This is a genomic window from Serratia bockelmannii, assembly GCF_008011855.1.
In the GTDB taxonomy this organism is placed as follows: domain Bacteria; phylum Pseudomonadota; class Gammaproteobacteria; order Enterobacterales; family Enterobacteriaceae; genus Serratia; species Serratia bockelmannii.
The window spans coordinates 124564-142179 of record NZ_VOUX01000032.1; the positions used below are offsets into that span (position 1 = coordinate 124564).

Consider the following 17616-nt stretch of genomic DNA (forward strand, 5'->3'; position numbering starts at 1 on the left):
AACCGGCCCTTTTTCGTTACGCTGCGGCTCAGGAAGCCAGAGACAGCGCTTTCGTTTTCGCGTGTTCTGCCAGCCAGGCTTTCACTCGCGCCTGCTGCGCCTCGTCCAGCCACATACCCAGCTTGGTACGGCGCCAGATGGCGTCGGCCAGTTCTACGACCCACTCTTTCTCGGTCAGGTAGCGCAGCTCGGCTTCATACAGACCGTGGCCGAAATCTTCGCCCAGATCGGCGAGGCCGTTGGCGCCGGCCAGGATCAGCTCGCTCTGGCTGCCGTAGGTGCGGGCATAGCGGCGCGCGAGAGCTTCCGGCAACCAGCCGTGCGCACGGCGCAGTTTGGCCGCGTAGCCGTCGCGGTCGCCGTCGATGTCACCGCCCGGCAGCGTGGCGTTTTTGGTCCATGCCGGGCCGCAGCCTGGGTAGTAGTGGGCCAGTTTTTCCATCGCATGCTCGGCCAGCTTGCGGTAGGTGGTCAGCTTGCCGCCGAAGACCGACAGCAGCGGCGCTTTGCCCTGCTCATCGTGCACGTCCAGCGTGTAATCGCGGGTGATCGCCTGCGGTGAATCGGACTCGTCGTCGCACAGCGGACGCACGCCGGAGTAAGTCCAGACGATGTCGTCGCGGCCCAGCTGCTTCTTGAAGTGATCGTTGTACACTTTCAGCAGATAAGCGATTTCGTTCTCGTCGATCTTCACGTCCTTCGGATCGCCTTTGTACTCCACGTCGGTGGTGCCGATGATGGAGAACTCGTCATTCCACGGGATCACGAACACGATGCGGTGGTCTTCGTTCTGCAGAATGTAAGACTGCGGCTGATCGTGCACGCGCGGCACCACGATGTGGCTGCCTTTGATCAGACGGATGCCGTAAGGCGATTTCAGCTTCAGGCCGTCGTCGAAGAAGTTTTTCACCCACGGGCCGGTGGCGTTCACCAGGCCTTTGGCGCGCCAGGTGAAGGTTTTGCCGCTGTCGATATCGACCGCTTCCACCATCCACAGGCCGTTTTCACGCCATGCGCGGGTCACTTTGGTGCGGGTGCGCACTTCGCCGCCGCGTTTTTCCACTTCCTGCGCGTTCAGCACCACCAGGCGAGCATCGTCAACCCAGCAGTCGGAATATTCGAAACCGCGCTTCAGTTCAGGCTTCAGCACCGACTCTGGTCCAAAGCGCAACCCCTTGCTGCCCGGCAGGCTGGTGCGTTTGCCCAAGTGATCGTACAGGAACAGGCCGATACGGATCATCCAGGCCGGACGCAGGTGCGGCTGGTGCGGCAGGCGGAAACGCATCGGGAACGCGATGTGCGGTGCCAGCTTCAGCAGCACTTCACGCTCGGCCAGCGCTTCGCTCACCAGACGGAATTCGTAGTGTTCCAGGTAGCGCAGGCCACCGTGGATCAGTTTGGAACTGGCGGAAGACGTAGCACAGGCCAAGTCTTGCGCTTCCAGTAGCAGTACCGACAGCCCGCGCCCGGCAGCATCCGCCGCGATGCCGGCACCGTTGATGCCGCCACCGATAACGATCAAGTCTTTGGTTTCCACGTCATCTTCCTCCAGATGTTCGAAATAGCTCTTTCATGTTCGTTTTCGCTCATGATTGTAATCAAAAACCAACAAGCAAGCCAAGACTTAACCAAACAAAAACATTTAGGCGTGATAGAGGTAACAGTTTGGTGATGATAGTCACATAAATGATGTGGATATGGCGCGAGCGCGCAAACGGCTGTCGATGAAGAGGACGGGGAGTAGGAAACGGGGCGGCGGCGCGCCCCGCAGGTTAACAGCGGATCAGCACAGCTCCAGTTGCACGTCGTACTGCTCGATGATTTTCATCACGCTCGGCGGCGGCAGCTGGTCGGTAAACAGGTAGTCGATCAGGTTCATGTTGCCCAGGTTGACCATGGCGTTGCGGCCGAATTTAGAGTGGTCGGTGACCAGCATCACGCAGCGGGAATTTTCGATAATCGCGCGTTTGGTGCGCACTTCGTGATAGTCGAATTCGAGCAGCGAGCCGTCCATATCGATGCCGCTGATGCCGAGAATGCCGTAATCGAGGCGGAATTGAGAGATAAAGTCCAGGGTGGCTTCGCCCATGATGCCGCCGTCACGGGTGCGCACTTCGCCGCCGGCCAGGATCAGGCGGAAGTCTTCCTTGGCGGTCAGCAGGGTGGCGACGTTGAGGTTGTTGGTGACCACGCGCAGGTTCTTGTGGTTCATCAGCGCATGGGCCACCGCTTCCGGCGTGGTGCCGATATCGATGAACAGCGTGGCGCCGTCCGGGATCTGGCTGGCGACGCGCTGCGCGATGCGGGCTTTCTCTTCCGACCACATCACCTTGCGATCGTTATAGGCAGCGTTGACCGAGCTGGAAGGCAGCGCCGCGCCGCCGTGGTGACGCTGGATCTTGTTCTGGTCGGCCAGGTCATTCAAATCGCGGCGAATCGTTTGCGGGCTGACGTCAAAATGTTCCACCAGCTCTTCCGTGCTGACGTAACCCTGCAGGCGCACCAGCTCGATAATTGCGTCATGACGCTGTGTTTGCTTCACGATAATCCCCTAAAACGCCCGCCATGCCCGCTGGGCACAGCTCCCGGCTGTTATTGTTCGTTGTGTGCGCGATGACGCGTATCCCAAAATGCCATCAATAACCCTAACACTAAACCGGCTACGTGTGCCGCGTTGGCGATCGACATTCCTAAAATATCGAAATATCCGGCCACCAGCCACAGCACCGAGAACACCATCAGGCCGCGTGGCAGCATCAGGCCGCGCTCCGGCGCCCGTTCCCCCGTCAGCCACACATAGCCCATCAGCGCATAGACCACGCCCGACAGCCCGCCGAACAGCGCGCCGCTGAACAGCGATTGCGCCCAGCCGCTGAAGAAGGCCGACACTACCGCCAGCACGAACAGCTTGCCGGCGCCGAGGCGTTTTTCCATCTGGCCGCCGAGATACCACCACCACATCAGGTTGAACAGAATATGCAGCAGGGAGAAGTGCAGGAACGCATGGCTGACCCAGCGCCACAGCTGCGTGTATTGGCTGCTGTCTTGCGGCCAGGAGAGCCAGTACATCACGGTATCGTCACCCAGCACCTGCATCAGGATGTAGACCGCGATGCACAGTACCATCACGCCGAGCGTCAGCGGCCCGGCCTTGCTGCGCAGGGTGTGCAGGTAGGATTCGCTCTGATAGTGCAGGCCGGCGTCGGTATGGCCGGTCTGCCAACTGGCGGCCTGATAACGGCGGTTGAGCGGATCGACCAGAAACTGCTGCAGCTCGTGTTGCACCTGCTCGAGGTGGCTGTCGTCGGCCAGCCAGATTTCCGCCGCCTCGCCGCTGTTGCGCAGCTCAAGCCGGATGCCCTGGGTCGCCATATAGTCGACAAAGGCCAGCGCCAGGCGCGGGTTGGATATGGCGATTACTCTAACCATTGCTCTTCCGTCGTAAGTGAATGATTTTGGCCGCGGCTTGCTCGCCGATGACCCTGACGGCCGATTATAACGTCGAAATCCTGAGCGCTGGCAAACGGATCTGCGAAAAACCCGCGAAAACGCGCATAAAATCGAAGGGAAAAGCCCGCCGATGCGCAGCGGGCGGCGGGGATCAGGCAGAGGTTTCCACGTCTTGCGGGTACTGGCGGGCCCAGGCTTCGAAACCGCCGTCGATGCTGTAGACCGCGTCGAACCCCTGGTGCAGCAGGTATTGCGCCGCGCTGCGGCTGCTGTTGCCGTGGTAGCACATCACCATCACCGGCCGCTCGAAGTCGTTTTGCTGCATAAAGGCCGACAGGGTGGCGTTGGTGAGGTGAAAGGCGCCCGGCGTATGCCCGGCTTCAAAACTTTGCGGATCGCGGATGTCGACCAGGGCGGCGCTGCCCTCTTTCCAGCGGGTGTACGCCTGCTCAACGTTGATCGCTTCGAACTGTTCCATACTGCTGACTGCCTCGTTATTGGGGGACGCCGCTATTGTAACCAACTCGGCGGCGTTTAAGACCAGAGGGATATCAGGGTTTTTACGCGCCGTACCCCATCATCTTCAGCAGCTGCTGCGCCTGCTGCACCGCCTCCTGGCGATGGGTCACGCCCAGTTTCTGATACAGGTTGCGGATGTGCGTCTTGATGGTGGTGGCCGCCACGTCCAGCTCGCCGGCGATCTGGTCGTTGCTGTAGCCGGAATAGATCAGCCCCAGCACCTGCCATTCACGCTGGGTGAGCGGGCTGGTGCGGATCAGCTCCGGCACCTGCGGGTGGGTCAGCAACTTATCGACGAAGTTCTCGTCGAAATGCGCGAATTTGTGCCGATGATGCTGGTTGATGTCGCGCAGGATACGCTGGGCGCGATGCTGCTCCAGCTCCGGCAGCGTGTTGAGCTGGATCAGCTGGCGCAGCTGCTGCGCCATCGCTTCGCCTTCGATGACGAAGTGGCTGATAAAGCCGGTGCGGTTAGCCAGCGACAGTGCTTCGATCAGCGCCTGCTGCGCTTCGCCCTTGCGCTCTTGCAGCCAGTACAGCTGGTTGCTGAGCAGCAGATTGCGGTTGAGATCGCTCACCAGCCGCAGGCGGCGGGCATTTTCGTTCAGTTCATCCAGCACTACGCCGGCCTCTTCATACTGGCCGAGTAGGATCTGCACCCGCGCGATGTTGCGCCATTGGCCCTGCGTGAAGTGGTTGTCCGCCATACCGGGTTTTTCGGTGTGGCGCAGCCACTGGGCGGCGGCGGCGGTGTCGCCGGTCATCTGCCAGTGGATCACCCGCGATTTGTCGGTGTTGGTCAGCCAGTCGCGATGATAATGAGCGCCGTGCAGAAGGGCTTCGCACCGCTGCAGATGGGTATTGGCGTTGTCCAGGTCGCCGCGCGCCAGCGAGCATTTTGCTAACATGGCGATGCACTGCAGCTGCTGTTGCGGTTGGTAGTTCGCCAGAATTTTCAGCCCGGTGCGCGCCGCGTCTTCCGCTTCGTCCAGCCGCGACCACGACCACAGGATCTGCGCGCGAATGCGCAGCAGGAATTCGTGCATCGGCAGCTGTTCCAGGTGCTGTTCGCGGATCAGTTCGAAGGCCTTATCCTGGGTTTCGTAAGCGGCCTGCAGGTAGCCTTGGGCGATAAGAATTTCGCTCTGCTGCAGCAGCGCCCAGAGCGCGTAATGGTTGGCCTGATGACGACGCGCCATCTGTTCGGTTTGCTGCATCATCGGCAGCGCGCGCGCCAGCTCGCCCTTGCAGTGGTGCACTTCGCCGGTCACCGAGGTGGCGACGATGCGGCTGTAGTAGCTGGACAGCGGCAGGAATTTCAACGCTTCGGTCGCCAGCCGCTCGGCTTCTTCCGGTTTGCCGGCGTTGATCGCCACCTGGGCGCGCAGGGCGTCGAACTCGGCGTGCAGCGTTTGGTCTATCTCGATTTTCTGTTCGCGCATGGTGCGCTCGGCGCGCTCCAGCAGGGTATTGACCTCGCTGTAGCGGTGCTGGCTCTGCGCCAGCCAGGCCTGCAGCAGCGCCAGCTTGGGGTTTTGGATCAGGCGCTCATAGGGCAGCGCGTTGAGGCACTCCTCCAGCAAGGCCAGTTCGCTGTGGTGGAACAGCGACCAGGCGTGTTGCAGCAGGATGTCGCGCAGCATGCTGACGTCGCTGGCCGCCAACGCGTGGTGAATGGCCTCCGCCGGATACCCCAGCGCCAGCCAGCCCTCGGCGGCGGCGCGGTGCAACCCCGGCAGCTCCAGCGCCAGTTCCCACTGGCAACGCTGGCGCAGGAAAGAGGCGAACAGCGGGTGGAAGTTGAACCATTCTCCGGTGTCGTCCATGCGGTGGATAAACAGCCCCTGGCGCTCCAGCTCCTCCAGCCGCTGCTGGCCGTTGTCTTCGCCGGTCAGTCGCACGATCAGCGCATCGTTCATCGAACGCAGCACCGAACAGCGCAGAAGGAAAGCGCGCGCATCGGCATCGACGTGGTCCAGCACTTCGTCTACCAGGTAGTCGGACAGGTGACTGGCGTTCAGCCCCGCCAGGCGCTTGGCCGACAGCTGAGCCGACGAGGCGGACTGGCGGGCCGACAGCGCGATCAGCTGCAGCGCGGTGGCCCAGCCTTCGACTTCGTCGCACAGGCGGCTGCTGTCCTGCTGTTCCATCGGCGCCGCCAGGCGGCAGTCGAAGAACTGTTTGGCTTCCTGGTGGGTGAATGCCAGCTGCTGCGTGCCCATTTCCAGCAGCTGATCGCGCACCCGCAAATTGGCGATGCCGAGCGGCGGCAGGGTGCGTGAGAGCAGGATCAGCGTCAGGTTTTCCGGCTGATGGCGCAGGAAGAAGCGCATGGCTTCGTGGATGGCGTCGTTGGTGATCAGGTGGTAGTCGTCGATCACCAGGTACAGCGGCTGGTGCCAGTCGGCCAGCTCGATAAACAGCTGGGCGAACAACGCCGACAGGCTGGCGTACTGGTGTTTCTGGCTCAGCACCTCGCTCTTGACGCAGCGGCCGCCGCTGGCCTGCTGCAGCGCGGCAATCAGGTAGCTGGCGAAGCGCTCCGGCTGGTTGTCGCTCTCATCCAGCGAATACCAGCCCAGATCGGCCTTGCCGGCCGCCCATTGGGCGATCAGCGTGGTTTTCCCGTATCCCGCCGGGCAATTGACCAGTGTCAGGCGATAGTTGCCCGCGCTGGCCAGTTTGGCCAGCAGGCGATCGCGGATCACGGTATTTTGCAGCCGTACCGGGCGGCTCAGTTTTGATGGGATCAGCATAGTATTCCAGGGTATAAATCGCGGTTCCCGCCGGGATTGGAGTGGCGCTAATTATTTTATGGTTCGTAATTAATAGCTCCCCCTAACTTCTGCCAACCCTAAACGTATTGCAACAAGCTTCCGCATCGGCTTGGAGTTAAGTTGCTATCGATCACACTTTTTTACGTTTGGCGCCGGCGCGCGGCGATGCGGTCGCGGATCGCATTTCCGGCCATGGACAAAACTTCAGCAGCGCGAATACTTGTGCTAACGTCATGGTTAACGTTCTCAGTGCTCGCCGCACGCGTTGGCGGGCTTTTTTGCATCGTTGCAAGGGAGTCAAACAGTGCCTGAGATCACAATTCCAGCTACGCCCCAATCCTCCTCCCCAGCTAATCCCCAGGCGGGATGATGCCGTCAGACTTTCTCACCGGCACGATAGCGGCAATTTGACCCACTTACTGGATAGAGAGTTTTCCTTATGTCACAGCCTACGCTCAAGAAGGATGCTTTTCTGGCGGCGCTCGCCCGTCAGTGGCAACGGTTCGGCCTCAGTTCCGCACAGCAGATGACGCAACATCAATGGTGGGAAGCCGTCAGTGCGGCGCTGGCCGAGCAGTTGGCCGCACAGCCGGCGCCGCGCAAAAGCGCCAAACCGCTGCGCCACGTGAACTACATCTCGATGGAGTTTCTGATCGGCCGGCTGACGGCGAACAACCTGATCAACCTGGGCTGGTACGACACCGTCGAGCAGGCGCTGGCCGAGCAGAACGTCAAGCTGGCGGATTTGCTGGAGCAGGAAACCGATCCGGCGCTGGGCAACGGCGGGCTGGGGCGTCTGGCGGCCTGTTTCCTCGACTCGATGGCGACGGTGGAACAACCGGCCACCGGCTATGGGCTGAATTACCAGTACGGGCTGTTCCGCCAGTCGTTCCGCGAAGGGCAACAGCAAGAGGCGCCGGATAACTGGCAACGCGAGAGCTACCCGTGGTTCCGCCACAACGCCGCGCTGGCGGTGGACGTGGGCATCGGCGGCAAGCTGGAAAAGCAGGCCGACGGCCGCGAACAGTGGCGCCCGGCCTTCACCCTGCGCGGCGAAGCCTGGGATCTGCCGGTGCTGGGCTATCGCAACGGCGTGGCGCAGCCGCTGCGCCTGTGGCAGGCGACCCATCAGCATCCGTTCAACCTGAGCGATTTCAACGACGGCAAATTCTTGCAGGCGGAGAAGCAGGGCGTAGAAGCCGACAAGCTGACCAAGGTGCTTTACCCGAACGACAACCATCAGGCCGGCAAGCGCCTGCGCCTGATGCAGCAGTATTTCCAGTGCGCCTGCTCGGTGGCGGACATTTTGCGCAAGCACCATCAGGCCGGCCGCAAGATTGAAGAGCTGCCGAAGTACGAAGTGATCCAGCTGAACGACACCCACCCGACCATCGCCATTCCGGAAATGCTGCGCATTCTGCTGGACGAGCATCAGCTGGAATGGGAGGCGGCCTGGGCGATCACCAGCAACACCTTCGCCTATACCAACCACACCCTGATGCCGGAAGCGCTGGAGTGCTGGGATGAAAAACTGGTGCGCAGCCTGCTGCCGCGCCATTTCTCCATCATCAAACAGATCAACGCCAGGTTTAAAAAATTGGTGGATAAGCACTGGCCGGGCGACGAGGCGGTGTGGGCCAAACTGGCGGTGCACCATGACAAGCAGGTGCGCATGGCCAACCTGTGCGTGGTCAGTGGCTTTGCGGTCAATGGCGTGGCGCAGCTGCATTCGGATCTGGTGGTGAAAGATCTGTTCCCGGAATATCACCAGCTGTGGCCGAACAAATTCCATAACGTCACCAACGGCATCACGCCGCGCCGCTGGCTGAAACAGTGCAACCCGGCGCTGTCGGGCCTGATCGACGAGACGCTGAAGGTGGAGTGGGCGAGCGATCTCGACGCGCTGCGCGGGCTGGAAAAATTCGCCGACGACGCGGCGTTCCGCCAGCGTTATCAGCAGATCAAACGCGACAACAAGGTGGCGCTGGCCCATTACGTACACGGCGTAATGGGGCTGACACTTGACCCGGACGCGATCTTCGACGTGCAGATCAAGCGTCTGCACGAGTACAAACGCCAGCACCTGAACCTGCTGCACATCCTGTCGCTGTATCGTCAGCTGCGCGACAACCCCAACCTGGACATCGTGCCGCGCGTCTTCCTGTTCGGCGCCAAGGCGGCGCCGGGCTACTACCTGGCGAAGAACATCATCTACGCCATCAATCAGGCGGCCGAGAAGATCAATAACGATCCGTTGGTGAAAGATCGCCTGAAAGTGGCGTTCATCCCTGACTACCGCGTGTCGGTGGCCGAACTGATGATCCCGGCGGCGGATATCTCCGAACAGATCTCCACCGCCGGCAAAGAGGCCTCCGGCACCGGCAACATGAAGCTGGCGTTGAACGGCGCGCTGACGGTCGGCACGCTGGACGGCGCCAACGTCGAAATCGCCGAGCAGGTGGGCGAAGACAATATCTTTATCTTCGGCAATACCGTGGAGCAGGTGAAGGCGATAGTGGCGAAGGGTTACGATCCGCTCAGCTACCGCAAGAAAGACAAGCACCTGAAGGCGATTCTGGACGAGCTGGCGAGCGGCACCTTCAGCCACGGCGACAAGCACGCGTTCGACATGATGCTGCACAGCCTGCTGGAAGGCGGCGATCCCTACCTGGTGCTGGCGGACTTTGCCTCGTACTGCCAGGCGCAGCGCCGGGTCGACGAGCTGTATCGCGATCGGGACGAATGGACGCGGCGGACTATCCTTAACACCGCGCGCGTCGGCATGTTCAGCTCGGATCGCTCGATCCGCGATTACCAGCAGCGTATCTGGCAAGCCAAACGTTAAGGAGAGCGAATGGATCGCAAGCGTATCGATCAGGCGGCAGCGCAGGCGGGGATCGCCGCCGATTTCATCAATGCCCACGGCAAGCGGCAGGCGATTGAACCGCAGACCAAGCGCAAGCTGCTGGCGGCCATGAACCGAACCGATGCCGAGCAGGAAGGAGCGGCGCCGCCGTTACCGGCGGTCAAGGTGTTCTATCAGGGCGCGCCGCTGGCGCTGACCCCGGCGGGCGAAGGCGAGTACCTGTGGGCGCTGCAACGTGAAGACGGCGAATGCCTGCAGGGGCGCATCGGCGCGCGCAAGACCCTGACGCTGCCCGGCGATCTGCCGGTGGGTTACCACCAATTGACGCTGAGCCAGGGCGAGCAGCAGTGGCCATGCCGGCTGATCGTCGCGCCGAGACGCTGCTTCGAGCCGGACGCCTTGCTGACCGGTAAGAAGCTGTGGGGCGCTTGCGTTCAGCTGTATACGCTGCGCTCCGATCGCAACTGGGGCATCGGCGATTTCGGCGATCTGCGTCTGATGGTGGAGCAGGTGGGGGAGCGCGGCGGCGCCTTCGTTGGCCTTAACCCGATCCATGCGCTGTATCCGGCTAATCCGGAGAGCGCCAGCCCTTACAGCCCCTCGTCGCGCCGCTGGCTGAATCTGGCGTATATCGACGTCAACGCGGTGGAGGATTTCCAGCGCAGCGATGCGGCGCAGCGCTGGTGGCAGAAGCCGGCGACGCAGAAGCAGCTGGCCAAGGCGCGCGCCGCGGAGTGGGTGGATTACACCGCCGTGATGCAGCTGAAGCTGGCGGCGCTGAAGCTGGCGTTTCCGCTGTTTCAGGCGCGCAAGCCAAACGACGGGCAGCGTCAGGCGTTCGAACAGTTCGTCAGCGAGGGCGGCGACAGCCTGTATCAGCAGGCGGCGTTCGACGCGCTGCATGCCCATCTGGCGGCCAAAGATGCCCACCAGTGGGGCTGGCCGGCCTGGCCAGAGCGCTATCGGCAGGGGCAGAGCGAAGCGGTACGGCTGTTCTGCTCCGAACATCAGGACGCGGTCCGCTTTTACCTGTGGCTGCAGTGGCTGGCGGCCACGCAGTTCGCGCAGTGTTTTGACCAGAGCCGGCAGCAGCAGATGCCGATTGGCCTGTATCGCGATCTGGCGGTCGGGGTGGCGGAAGGCGGGGCGGAAACCTGGTGTGACCGCGAACTGTACTGCCTGAAAGCGTCGGTCGGGGCACCGCCGGATATTCTGGGGCCGCTGGGGCAAAACTGGGGCCTGCCGCCGATGGATCCGCACGTGATGGCGGCACGCGGGTACCAGCCGTTTATCGATCTTTTGCGCGCCAACATGACCAACTGCGGCGCGCTGCGCATCGATCACGTCATGGCGCTGCTGCGGCTGTGGTGGATCCCGTATGGCGAAACCGCCGATCGCGGCGCCTACGTCAAATACCCGGTGGACGATCTGCTGGCGGTGTTGGCGCTGGAAAGCCAGCGCCACCGTTGCATGGTGATCGGCGAAGATCTCGGCACGGTGCCGGTGGAAATCGTCGGCAAGCTGCGCGACAGCGGCGTCTATTCCTACAAAGTGCTCTATTTCGAAAGCGACGGTGAATACCATTTCCGCGCGCCGCAGGCCTATCCGGTGCAGGCGATGGCGACCATCACCACCCACGATCTGCCGACGCTGCGCGGCTACTGGCAAAGCGACGATCTAACGCTCGGCAACCGGCTGGGTCTTTACCCGGACGCGGAGATCCTGCGGGCGCTGTTCGCCGATCGGGAACGCGCCAAGCAGGGGCTGCTGGATGGATTGCATCGTTATGGCTGCGTGCCGCAGAAGGTGGGCAAGAAGGCAGCGCTGCTCGGCATGAGCCCGCTGCTCAACCGCGGCCTACAGCGCTATGTCGCCGACAGCGCCAGCGCCTTGCTCGGCCTGCAGCCGGAAGACTGGCTGGATATGGCCGATCCGGTCAATATTCCCGGTACCAGCGATCAGTACCCTAACTGGCGGCGCAAGCTGACCCAGACGCTGGAGGAGATGTTTGCCGACCCGCACATAAACCGCTTACTGAAGGATTTGGACAAGCGGCGCCGCAAGGTGTCGGTGGGGTGACGATGAGGTGTCGTTGTATTAGGTCAAAGGACGAGAACTTTAGTCCCATCCAAATGACGGATACCCGAATTAATTGGCGTTGCAGCTAGGCGGCAAGTGCGTAAATCCCCAGGAGCTTACTTAAGTAAGTGACTGGGGTGCGCGCATGCGGCCAACAACGCTGCAACTTCAAGTAAGAAGGGTATCAATAGTAGGAGTGCTCGCCGCGCTGGTGCTCGGTCAGGTCACGCACGCCTTTCAGCTCCGGGAATTTCTGCAGCAGCTCTTTCTCGATGCCTTCTTTCAGCGTGACGTCGACCATCGAACAACCGTTGCAACCGCCGCCGAACTGCAGGATTGCCATGTTGTCGTCGGTGATCTCCATCAGCGTTACGCGGCCGCCGTGGCCCGCCAGCTGTGGGTTGATCTGCGACTGCAGCACGTATTCCACGCGCTCCATCAGCGGCGCGTCGTCATCGACCTTGCGCATTTTGGCGTTTGGCGCTTTCAGCGTCAGCTGAGAACCCAGTTGGTCGGTCACGAAGTCGATTTCGGCGTCTTCCAGATACGGCGCGCTCAGCTCATCGACATAGGCGGACAGTTTGTCGAACTTCAGTTCGGTATCCGTCGCTTCTACCGCGTCCGGCGGGCAATAAGAGACACCGCATTCGGCCGTCGGCGTGCCCGGGTTGATCACGAATACGCGGATTTGGGTGCCTTCTTCTTGATTTGCCAGCAGTTTGGCAAAGTGTTCCTGTGCAGTATCTGTTATACGGATCATAGCATTAGCTCAATAGTTGACTTCTATAGTCGGTTATAATACGCCCATTGCCGTGGCACTACAACGTGCGGCAAATGCACCATATCTGCACCGAGGCGGCGCCTTGCCGCTGCAGCAGCGCCGCTATCTGCGCGACGGTGCTGCCGGTGGTCACCACGTCATCCACCAGGGCGATATGCCGGCCGGCGACCGATGCCACGCAAACGAACGCGCGTTGCAGATTGCGCCTGCGTACCCCGGCGCTCAGCCGCTGTTGCGGGGCGGTTTTGCGCACCCGGCGCAAGGCGGCGGGCTGATAGGTGCAGCTCAGCCAGCGCGCCAGCGGCCGGGCCAACAGATCGCTCTGGTTATAACCACGGTGCCAGCAGCGTGTTGCATACAAGGGTACCGCTAAAATCAGGTCGGGTCTGTTCAGATACTGCTCTCTGCGCGCCTGCTGCCACCGCAGCAACATCAGGCGCGCTAGCGTCGGCGCCAGCTCGGGCGCGCGGTGGAACTTGAACCTTTTTACCAGTTGGCTGAGGGGCGCAACGTAGTCGCCGACGAACACCAGCCGTTGCCAGGGCGGTGGCCGTTGCAGGCAGCGGCCGCAGGGCGTTCGCGTCTTCCCGGCGGGCAATCCGCAGCGCGGGCAACACGGCGGGTGGGCCGGCAGATGACGCAGGCAACAGCTGCAGATGCCATGACGGATCAGGCTCAACGGTTGTCGGCATAGCCAACAACGGCTGCGGATTGATAGCATAGCGTCTCCGTGACGGATAAGTATGAAAGGACAATAACCAATGACAGCGCTGTACTGGCAAACAATAGGCGAAGGCGAACGCGATCTTGTGCTGCTGCACGGCTGGGGATTGAACGCCGAAGTGTGGAGTTGCATTCAGGCGCGACTGACGCCGCATTTTCGCCTGCACCTGGTCGATCTGCCGGGGTACGGCCGTAGCCAGGGGTTCGGTGCCCTGTCGCTGGAGCAGATGACGGAAATCGTGCTGGCGGCTGCCCCGCCGCAGTCCTGGTGGCTTGGCTGGTCGCTCGGTGGGCTGGTGGCCAGCCAGGCGGCGCTGATGCAGCCCGAGCGAGTCAAGGGGCTTATCACCGTAGCCTCCTCGCCGTGCTTTGCCGCCCGCGATGAGTGGCCGGGGATCCGCCCGGACGTGCTGAGCGGTTTCCAGCATCAGCTGAGCCTGGATTTCCAGCGCACCGTCGAGCGTTTTCTGGCGCTGCAGACGCTGGGCACCGAGAGCGCGCGTCAGGATGCGCGCCAACTGAAAGCGGTGGTGCTCAACCAACCGACGCCGAGCGTCGAGGTGCTGAACGGTGGGCTGGAGATCTTGCGCACAGCCGATCTGCGTGCACCGCTGGCGGAGTTGACGCTGCCGCTGCTGCGGATCTACGGCTATCTGGACGGGCTGGTGCCGCGCAAGGTCGCCGAGCTGCTCGACGCCGACTGGCCGAACTCTACGTCGCAGATCGTGGCCAAAGCCGCCCATGCGCCATTTATCTCTCATCCCGATGAATTTGTGACGATGATCGAAGCGTTTATTGCAGCACATTGAATGCAGCGTGAAAACGCACGATAGAGCGCGAAAAAAAACGCCGCCGGGTGGATAAAAGACAAAGCTGTTCAATACTTAGTGAGTCAATGCGTTGGCTGCAAAATGAAAAGACCGCGTGCGGCGCTTTTCATTTTGGCGTTTCGTCTCTGGGAAACAGGCCCCGTCAGGGAAAGCAACGAGGCCTGAGGATGTCGCGGCAGCCTGCGGTACTACGCATGGATCCTTGACGGCTTTCATAACAGATAAATTATCCATTGAGAGGTTAGTGTCATGAAATCATTGAAGATGATTATTGCAGCGGCAGTGCTGGGTTCGGTGTCTTTCGGCTCCATGGCGGCAACCCTGCTGACCAAGGAAGATCTGGATAAGAATCCGGGTAAATACGAGAAGATCGGCACCGTCACCACGACGGCGGAAACCACGTCACCGATGGATGCCAAGGAAGAGCTGTCCAAACTGGCAGACGAAAAGGGCGGTCAATACTACGTGATCCTGGCGGGCCGCGAACACGGTAAATTCAGCGCCATCGCCGAAGTTTACAAAGACAAGCAATAAGCCTTGAACGGCAAGGGGCGCGCTGCGGCGCCCCTGATCGTCAGGCCTTCAGCCGGTAGAACACCGTGCTGCATCCCTGGCCCTGCGGGCAGCTTTTGCAACTGCCGCTCAGACAGGCGCCGCCATCCTGTTCGATACGTTCCACTTTCCCCATTGCCGTCAAACGATCCAGCATCGCCTGCACCAGCGGCAGCGGCGTCGCCAGCGATTGGCTGAGCTGCTGCGCCTGGGCGCTGCCGCGCAGCGCCAGCGCATCGCGCACCTGCAGCAGCCCGGCCATCAGTGACAGCTCCCTTTGGCGCTCTGGCAACAGGCCGCCGGTGTGGCGTTGCCCAGGCGCACCGTGACGCGGCTGCGCGCCCGGCGCAGGCCGAACAGCACCAGCAGGTTCACCAGCACCACCGCCAGGATCGCCGTCAGGCTGTACTGCGGGTGTTGGTTGAAGGTCGCCGCCTGATAGAACAGCGTCGCCAGCGAGTAGGCCACGTTCAGCCCCCACAGGATAGAGAAGGTCATCCAGCCGCGGCTTGATTCACGTGCGATGGCGCCCATCACCGAAACGCAAGGCACGTACAGCAACACGAAGATCAGGTAGCTGTAGGCGGAAATGCCGGAGCCGAATTTGCTGCTCATCACGCCCATCGAACCGACGCCCATCTCGCCGTCGCCCTTGCTGGCTTCGATCGGGTTGGAGAGCACGCTCAGGCTGAAGGTATTTTTCAGGCCGTCCCAGGTTTCCTGCAGCGCGCCGCCCAGCTCATCGAGCAGGTTGAAGTTGGCGGCGTCGAACGCCTCTTTGTTGATGTGCTCGGCGGTATACAGCGTATTCAGCGTGCCGACCACCACTTCTTTCGCCATCGCGCCGGTCACCAGACCGACGGTGGCCTGCCAGTTATCGCTGTGGACGCCCATCGGCTGCAGCAGCGGCGTCAGCACCTTGGAGACCGAAGCCAGCGCGGAGTCGTTGATGTTGTCGACCGTTTTGCCGCTGAACGAGAAGCTGTTCAGGCCGCCGATGAATATGCTGGCTACCACGATCACCTTACCGGCGCGCAACACGAAGCCTTTCAACCGCTGCCAGGTTTGCAGCAGCAGGCTTTTCAGGTGCGGCACGTGGTAAACCGGCAGCTCCATGACGAACGGTGAGGCTTCGCCGCGCATGAGGGTATATTTGAGTACCAGGCCGGTCAGGATCGCCACCGCGATGCCGAGCATGTATAGCGAGAACACCACCCCAGCACCGTCCTGGCCGAAGAAGGCGGCGGCGAACACCGCGAAGATCGCCAGACGGGCGCCGCACGACATGAACGGCGCCATCATGATGGTGATCAGGCGCTCGCGCTGGGCGTCCAGCGTACGGGCGCCCATGATGGACGGCACGTTGCAACCGAAGCCGACGATCAGCGGCACGAAGGATTTGCCCGGCAGCCCGAGCGCCTGCATCAGGCGATCCATCACGAACGCCGCGCGCGCCATGTAGCCGGAGTCTTCCAGGAATGACAGGAACAGGTACATCATGCCGATCTGCGGCACCAGCGGCAGCACGGTGTTGATGCCGCCGCCGACGCCCTGCGCCAGGAATACGGTCAGCCAGCCGGGGAAGTGCAGGGTGTAGCCGAGCCACTGAATGCCCTGAATGAAGATCGCCGCCGAGCCGATATCGAAGATCGGCTGCAGCGCGCCGCCGATATTGATCGCCAGCAGGAACATCAGGTACATCACCAACAGGAAGATCGGCACGCCCAGCCAGCGGTTGAGAATCACGTTATCCAGCATATCGGTCAGGCGGTTGGGCATCGCCTGCTGCGAGTTGCTGACCGCGTCGCTCAGGGTGGCGATAGACTGGTAGCGCGCGTCGGCGATCACCAGCGCCGGGTCTTCTTGCTCCTGCTGTTGCAACGTCTGAATGGCCGCAGGCAGCAGCGCGACGGCGGGACCGGCCAGCCGGTGGCTGTAGATGTCGCCCTCCAGCATCTGCAATGCCAGCCAGCGGCGCTGTACTGCCGGCAGCGTTTGCGGCATGGCGTTGCTCAGCGTGGCGACCGCTTTCAGCAGCAACGGTGGGTAGTTCACCAGCGCCTGCTGTTCGTTGATGCGATGATTGTCGATCATCTGTTTCAGCACGCCGATGCCGTCGGCGCGGGTGGAGATCATCGGTACTACCGGGCAGCCGAGGCGCGCCGACAGCGCGGCGACGTCGATATCGATATGCTGGCTTTTGGCGATGTCGAGCATGTTCAGCGCCACGATGCAGGGGATGCCCAGCTCCAGCAATTGCAGCGTCAGGTAGAGGTTGCGCTCCAGGTTGGAGGCGTCGACCACGTTGATCAGCAGATCGGCGTCGCCGCTCAAAATGTAATGGCAGGCGATCTGCTCATCGAGCGACGTTTGCTCTGAAATGGTGGTCAGGGAGTAGGTGCCGGGCAAATCGACTAGCCGCACGTCGGACTGCGGGGTGGTGAAATGGCCTTCTTTGCGTTCGACCGTCACGCCCGCCCAGTTGCCGACCCGTTGGCGTGCGCCGGTCAGCTGGTTGAACAGCGTGGTTTTGCCGGAGTTCGGGTTACCGATTAAGCCGATGGTGAGTTTTTTCATAGTTCAGCGTGTCGTCTTCAAGGAGAACAGCGCCGGCGCAAGAGCGCGTCGGCAAACGGAGGTCAGGGCTGGCCGTCGAGCTGCAGCAGCGCCAGATCCTTCTTGCGCAGCACCAGGCTGACGCGGCGAGTTTTAATTTCTATCGGATCGCCCAGTGGCGCGACGCGCACTACGTCGAATGAAGAGCCAGGCAGCATGCCGAGCGATAACAATTTCTGGCGGTAGGCCGGCGCAATTTCACCGGAAAAGCCGACAATCTTATACGTGCGTTTAGGTTGAAGCTGCATGTGATTAACCTTCCGGGTGCCGATGAACATCGGGCTGATGATAATTGGACGTTGCCGGCGAAAATGCCACGCCGTCGGCGGTATTCATCCATAAGGTCATGCAATAAAGTGAGTGCAAATAATAGTAATTATCATTATCGCGTTCAATACAAAAAGTAAGGGTATTGTAACCAAT

Annotated in this window: 14 protein-coding genes; 4 read left to right on the forward strand and 10 right to left on the reverse strand. The window is 61.5% G+C overall.

All coding sequences use genetic code 11. The features are described from left to right. Positions 1 to 28: 28 nt before the first annotated feature. From glpD to malT, 5 genes are all read right to left on the reverse strand, one after another. Positions 29 to 1537 (reverse strand): glycerol-3-phosphate dehydrogenase, encoded by a 1509-nt coding sequence (glpD, locus tag FOT55_RS16160; protein ID WP_043138961.1) that lies wholly within the window; start codon positions 1535 to 1537, stop codon positions 29 to 31. A gap of 246 nt (positions 1538 to 1783) precedes the next feature. After that, the gene (locus FOT55_RS16165; RefSeq protein ID WP_004930797.1) at positions 1784 to 2542 is read right to left on the reverse strand and encodes a DeoR/GlpR family transcriptional regulator; all 759 of its coding nucleotides are present in this window, start codon (positions 2540 to 2542) and stop codon (positions 1784 to 1786) included. Between the two features lie 50 nt (positions 2543 to 2592). Continuing rightward, positions 2593 to 3429, reverse strand: a complete 837-nt coding sequence (glpG, locus tag FOT55_RS16170) for a rhomboid family intramembrane serine protease GlpG (protein WP_043138958.1) — start codon at positions 3427 to 3429, stop codon at positions 2593 to 2595. 172 nt (positions 3430 to 3601) lie between these two features. Beyond that, positions 3602 to 3928 carry a thiosulfate sulfurtransferase GlpE gene (gene glpE, locus FOT55_RS16175; protein WP_004930790.1) on the reverse strand — a complete coding sequence of 109 codons (327 nt, stop codon included), beginning with the start codon at positions 3926 to 3928 and terminating at the stop codon, positions 3602 to 3604. A gap of 82 nt (positions 3929 to 4010) precedes the next feature. Further along, positions 4011 to 6725 carry an HTH-type transcriptional regulator MalT gene (gene malT, locus FOT55_RS16180; protein ID WP_147823717.1) on the reverse strand — a complete coding sequence of 905 codons (2715 nt, stop codon included), beginning with the start codon at positions 6723 to 6725 and terminating at the stop codon, positions 4011 to 4013. A 460-nt stretch (positions 6726 to 7185) separates the two neighbouring features. Here malT and malP point away from each other — a divergent pair, with 460 nt between their 5' ends. After that, a complete protein-coding gene (gene malP / locus FOT55_RS16185; RefSeq protein ID WP_147823718.1) occupies positions 7186 to 9591 on the forward strand; it encodes a maltodextrin phosphorylase in 2406 nt (801 codons plus the stop codon). Between the two features lie 9 nt (positions 9592 to 9600). Further along, positions 9601 to 11691 (forward strand): 4-alpha-glucanotransferase, encoded by a 2091-nt coding sequence (gene malQ, locus FOT55_RS16190; RefSeq protein ID WP_147823719.1) that lies wholly within the window; start codon positions 9601 to 9603, stop codon positions 11689 to 11691. A gap of 184 nt (positions 11692 to 11875) precedes the next feature. On the opposite strand, the gene nfuA is transcribed toward malQ, so the two are convergent. Both nfuA and gntX read right to left on the reverse strand, forming a co-directional pair. Further along, a complete protein-coding gene (gene nfuA, locus FOT55_RS16195) occupies positions 11876 to 12451 on the reverse strand; it encodes a Fe-S biogenesis protein NfuA (protein ID WP_025304558.1) in 576 nt (191 codons plus the stop codon). 58 nt (positions 12452 to 12509) lie between these two features. Then, positions 12510 to 13193: a DNA utilization protein GntX gene (gene gntX, locus FOT55_RS16200; RefSeq protein ID WP_147823720.1), complete on the reverse strand. Its 684-nt coding sequence runs from the start codon at positions 13191 to 13193 to the stop codon at positions 12510 to 12512. 40 nt (positions 13194 to 13233) lie between these two features. Here gntX and bioH point away from each other — a divergent pair, with 40 nt between their 5' ends. Together bioH and FOT55_RS16210 are read left to right on the forward strand one after the other, a co-directional pair. Further along, positions 13234 to 14004 carry a pimeloyl-ACP methyl ester esterase BioH gene (gene bioH / locus FOT55_RS16205; protein ID WP_025304556.1) on the forward strand — a complete coding sequence of 257 codons (771 nt, stop codon included), beginning with the start codon at positions 13234 to 13236 and terminating at the stop codon, positions 14002 to 14004. Between the two features lie 270 nt (positions 14005 to 14274). Next, complete coding sequence (locus FOT55_RS16210) at positions 14275 to 14559, forward strand: YdgH/BhsA/McbA-like domain containing protein (RefSeq protein WP_004930765.1); 285 nt, start codon at positions 14275 to 14277, stop codon at positions 14557 to 14559. Positions 14560 to 14599: 40 nt separating this feature from the next. On the opposite strand, the gene FOT55_RS16215 is transcribed toward FOT55_RS16210, so the two are convergent. The 3 genes from FOT55_RS16215 to feoA form a co-directional block, all read right to left on the reverse strand. Continuing rightward, complete coding sequence (locus FOT55_RS16215; protein WP_033639206.1) at positions 14600 to 14839, reverse strand: FeoC-like transcriptional regulator; 240 nt, start codon at positions 14837 to 14839, stop codon at positions 14600 to 14602. Further along, positions 14839 to 17154 carry a Fe(2+) transporter permease subunit FeoB gene (gene feoB, locus FOT55_RS16220; RefSeq protein ID WP_147823721.1) on the reverse strand — a complete coding sequence of 772 codons (2316 nt, stop codon included), beginning with the start codon at positions 17152 to 17154 and terminating at the stop codon, positions 14839 to 14841. The genes FOT55_RS16215 and feoB overlap by 1 nt, the downstream gene beginning before the upstream one ends. A gap of 62 nt (positions 17155 to 17216) precedes the next feature. Beyond that, a complete protein-coding gene (feoA, locus tag FOT55_RS16225; RefSeq protein ID WP_043139125.1) occupies positions 17217 to 17441 on the reverse strand; it encodes a ferrous iron transporter A in 225 nt (74 codons plus the stop codon). Positions 17442 to 17616: the final 175 nt, after the last annotated feature.

Coding starts and splice junctions, on each gene's coding strand:
- bioH (WP_025304556.1), top strand. CDS start 13,234: ATGACAGCGCTGTACTGGCAAACAATAGGCGAAGGCGAACGCGATCTT.
- FOT55_RS16210 (WP_004930765.1), top strand. CDS start 14,275: ATGAAATCATTGAAGATGATTATTGCAGCGGCAGTGCTGGGTTCGGTG.
- glpE (WP_004930790.1), bottom strand. CDS start 3,928: ATGGAACAGTTCGAAGCGATCAACGTTGAGCAGGCGTACACCCGCTGG.
- feoB (WP_147823721.1), bottom strand. CDS start 17,154: ATGAAAAAACTCACCATCGGCTTAATCGGTAACCCGAACTCCGGCAAA.
- malP (WP_147823718.1), top strand. CDS start 7,186: ATGTCACAGCCTACGCTCAAGAAGGATGCTTTTCTGGCGGCGCTCGCC.
- malT (WP_147823717.1), bottom strand. CDS start 6,725: ATGCTGATCCCATCAAAACTGAGCCGCCCGGTACGGCTGCAAAATACC.
- feoA (WP_043139125.1), bottom strand. CDS start 17,441: ATGCAGCTTCAACCTAAACGCACGTATAAGATTGTCGGCTTTTCCGGT.
- gntX (WP_147823720.1), bottom strand. CDS start 13,193: ATGCTATCAATCCGCAGCCGTTGTTGGCTATGCCGACAACCGTTGAGC.
- glpG (WP_043138958.1), bottom strand. CDS start 3,429: ATGGTTAGAGTAATCGCCATATCCAACCCGCGCCTGGCGCTGGCCTTT.
- malQ (WP_147823719.1), top strand. CDS start 9,601: ATGGATCGCAAGCGTATCGATCAGGCGGCAGCGCAGGCGGGGATCGCC.
- FOT55_RS16215 (WP_033639206.1), bottom strand. CDS start 14,839: ATGGCCGGGCTGCTGCAGGTGCGCGATGCGCTGGCGCTGCGCGGCAGC.
- nfuA (WP_025304558.1), bottom strand. CDS start 12,451: ATGATCCGTATAACAGATACTGCACAGGAACACTTTGCCAAACTGCTG.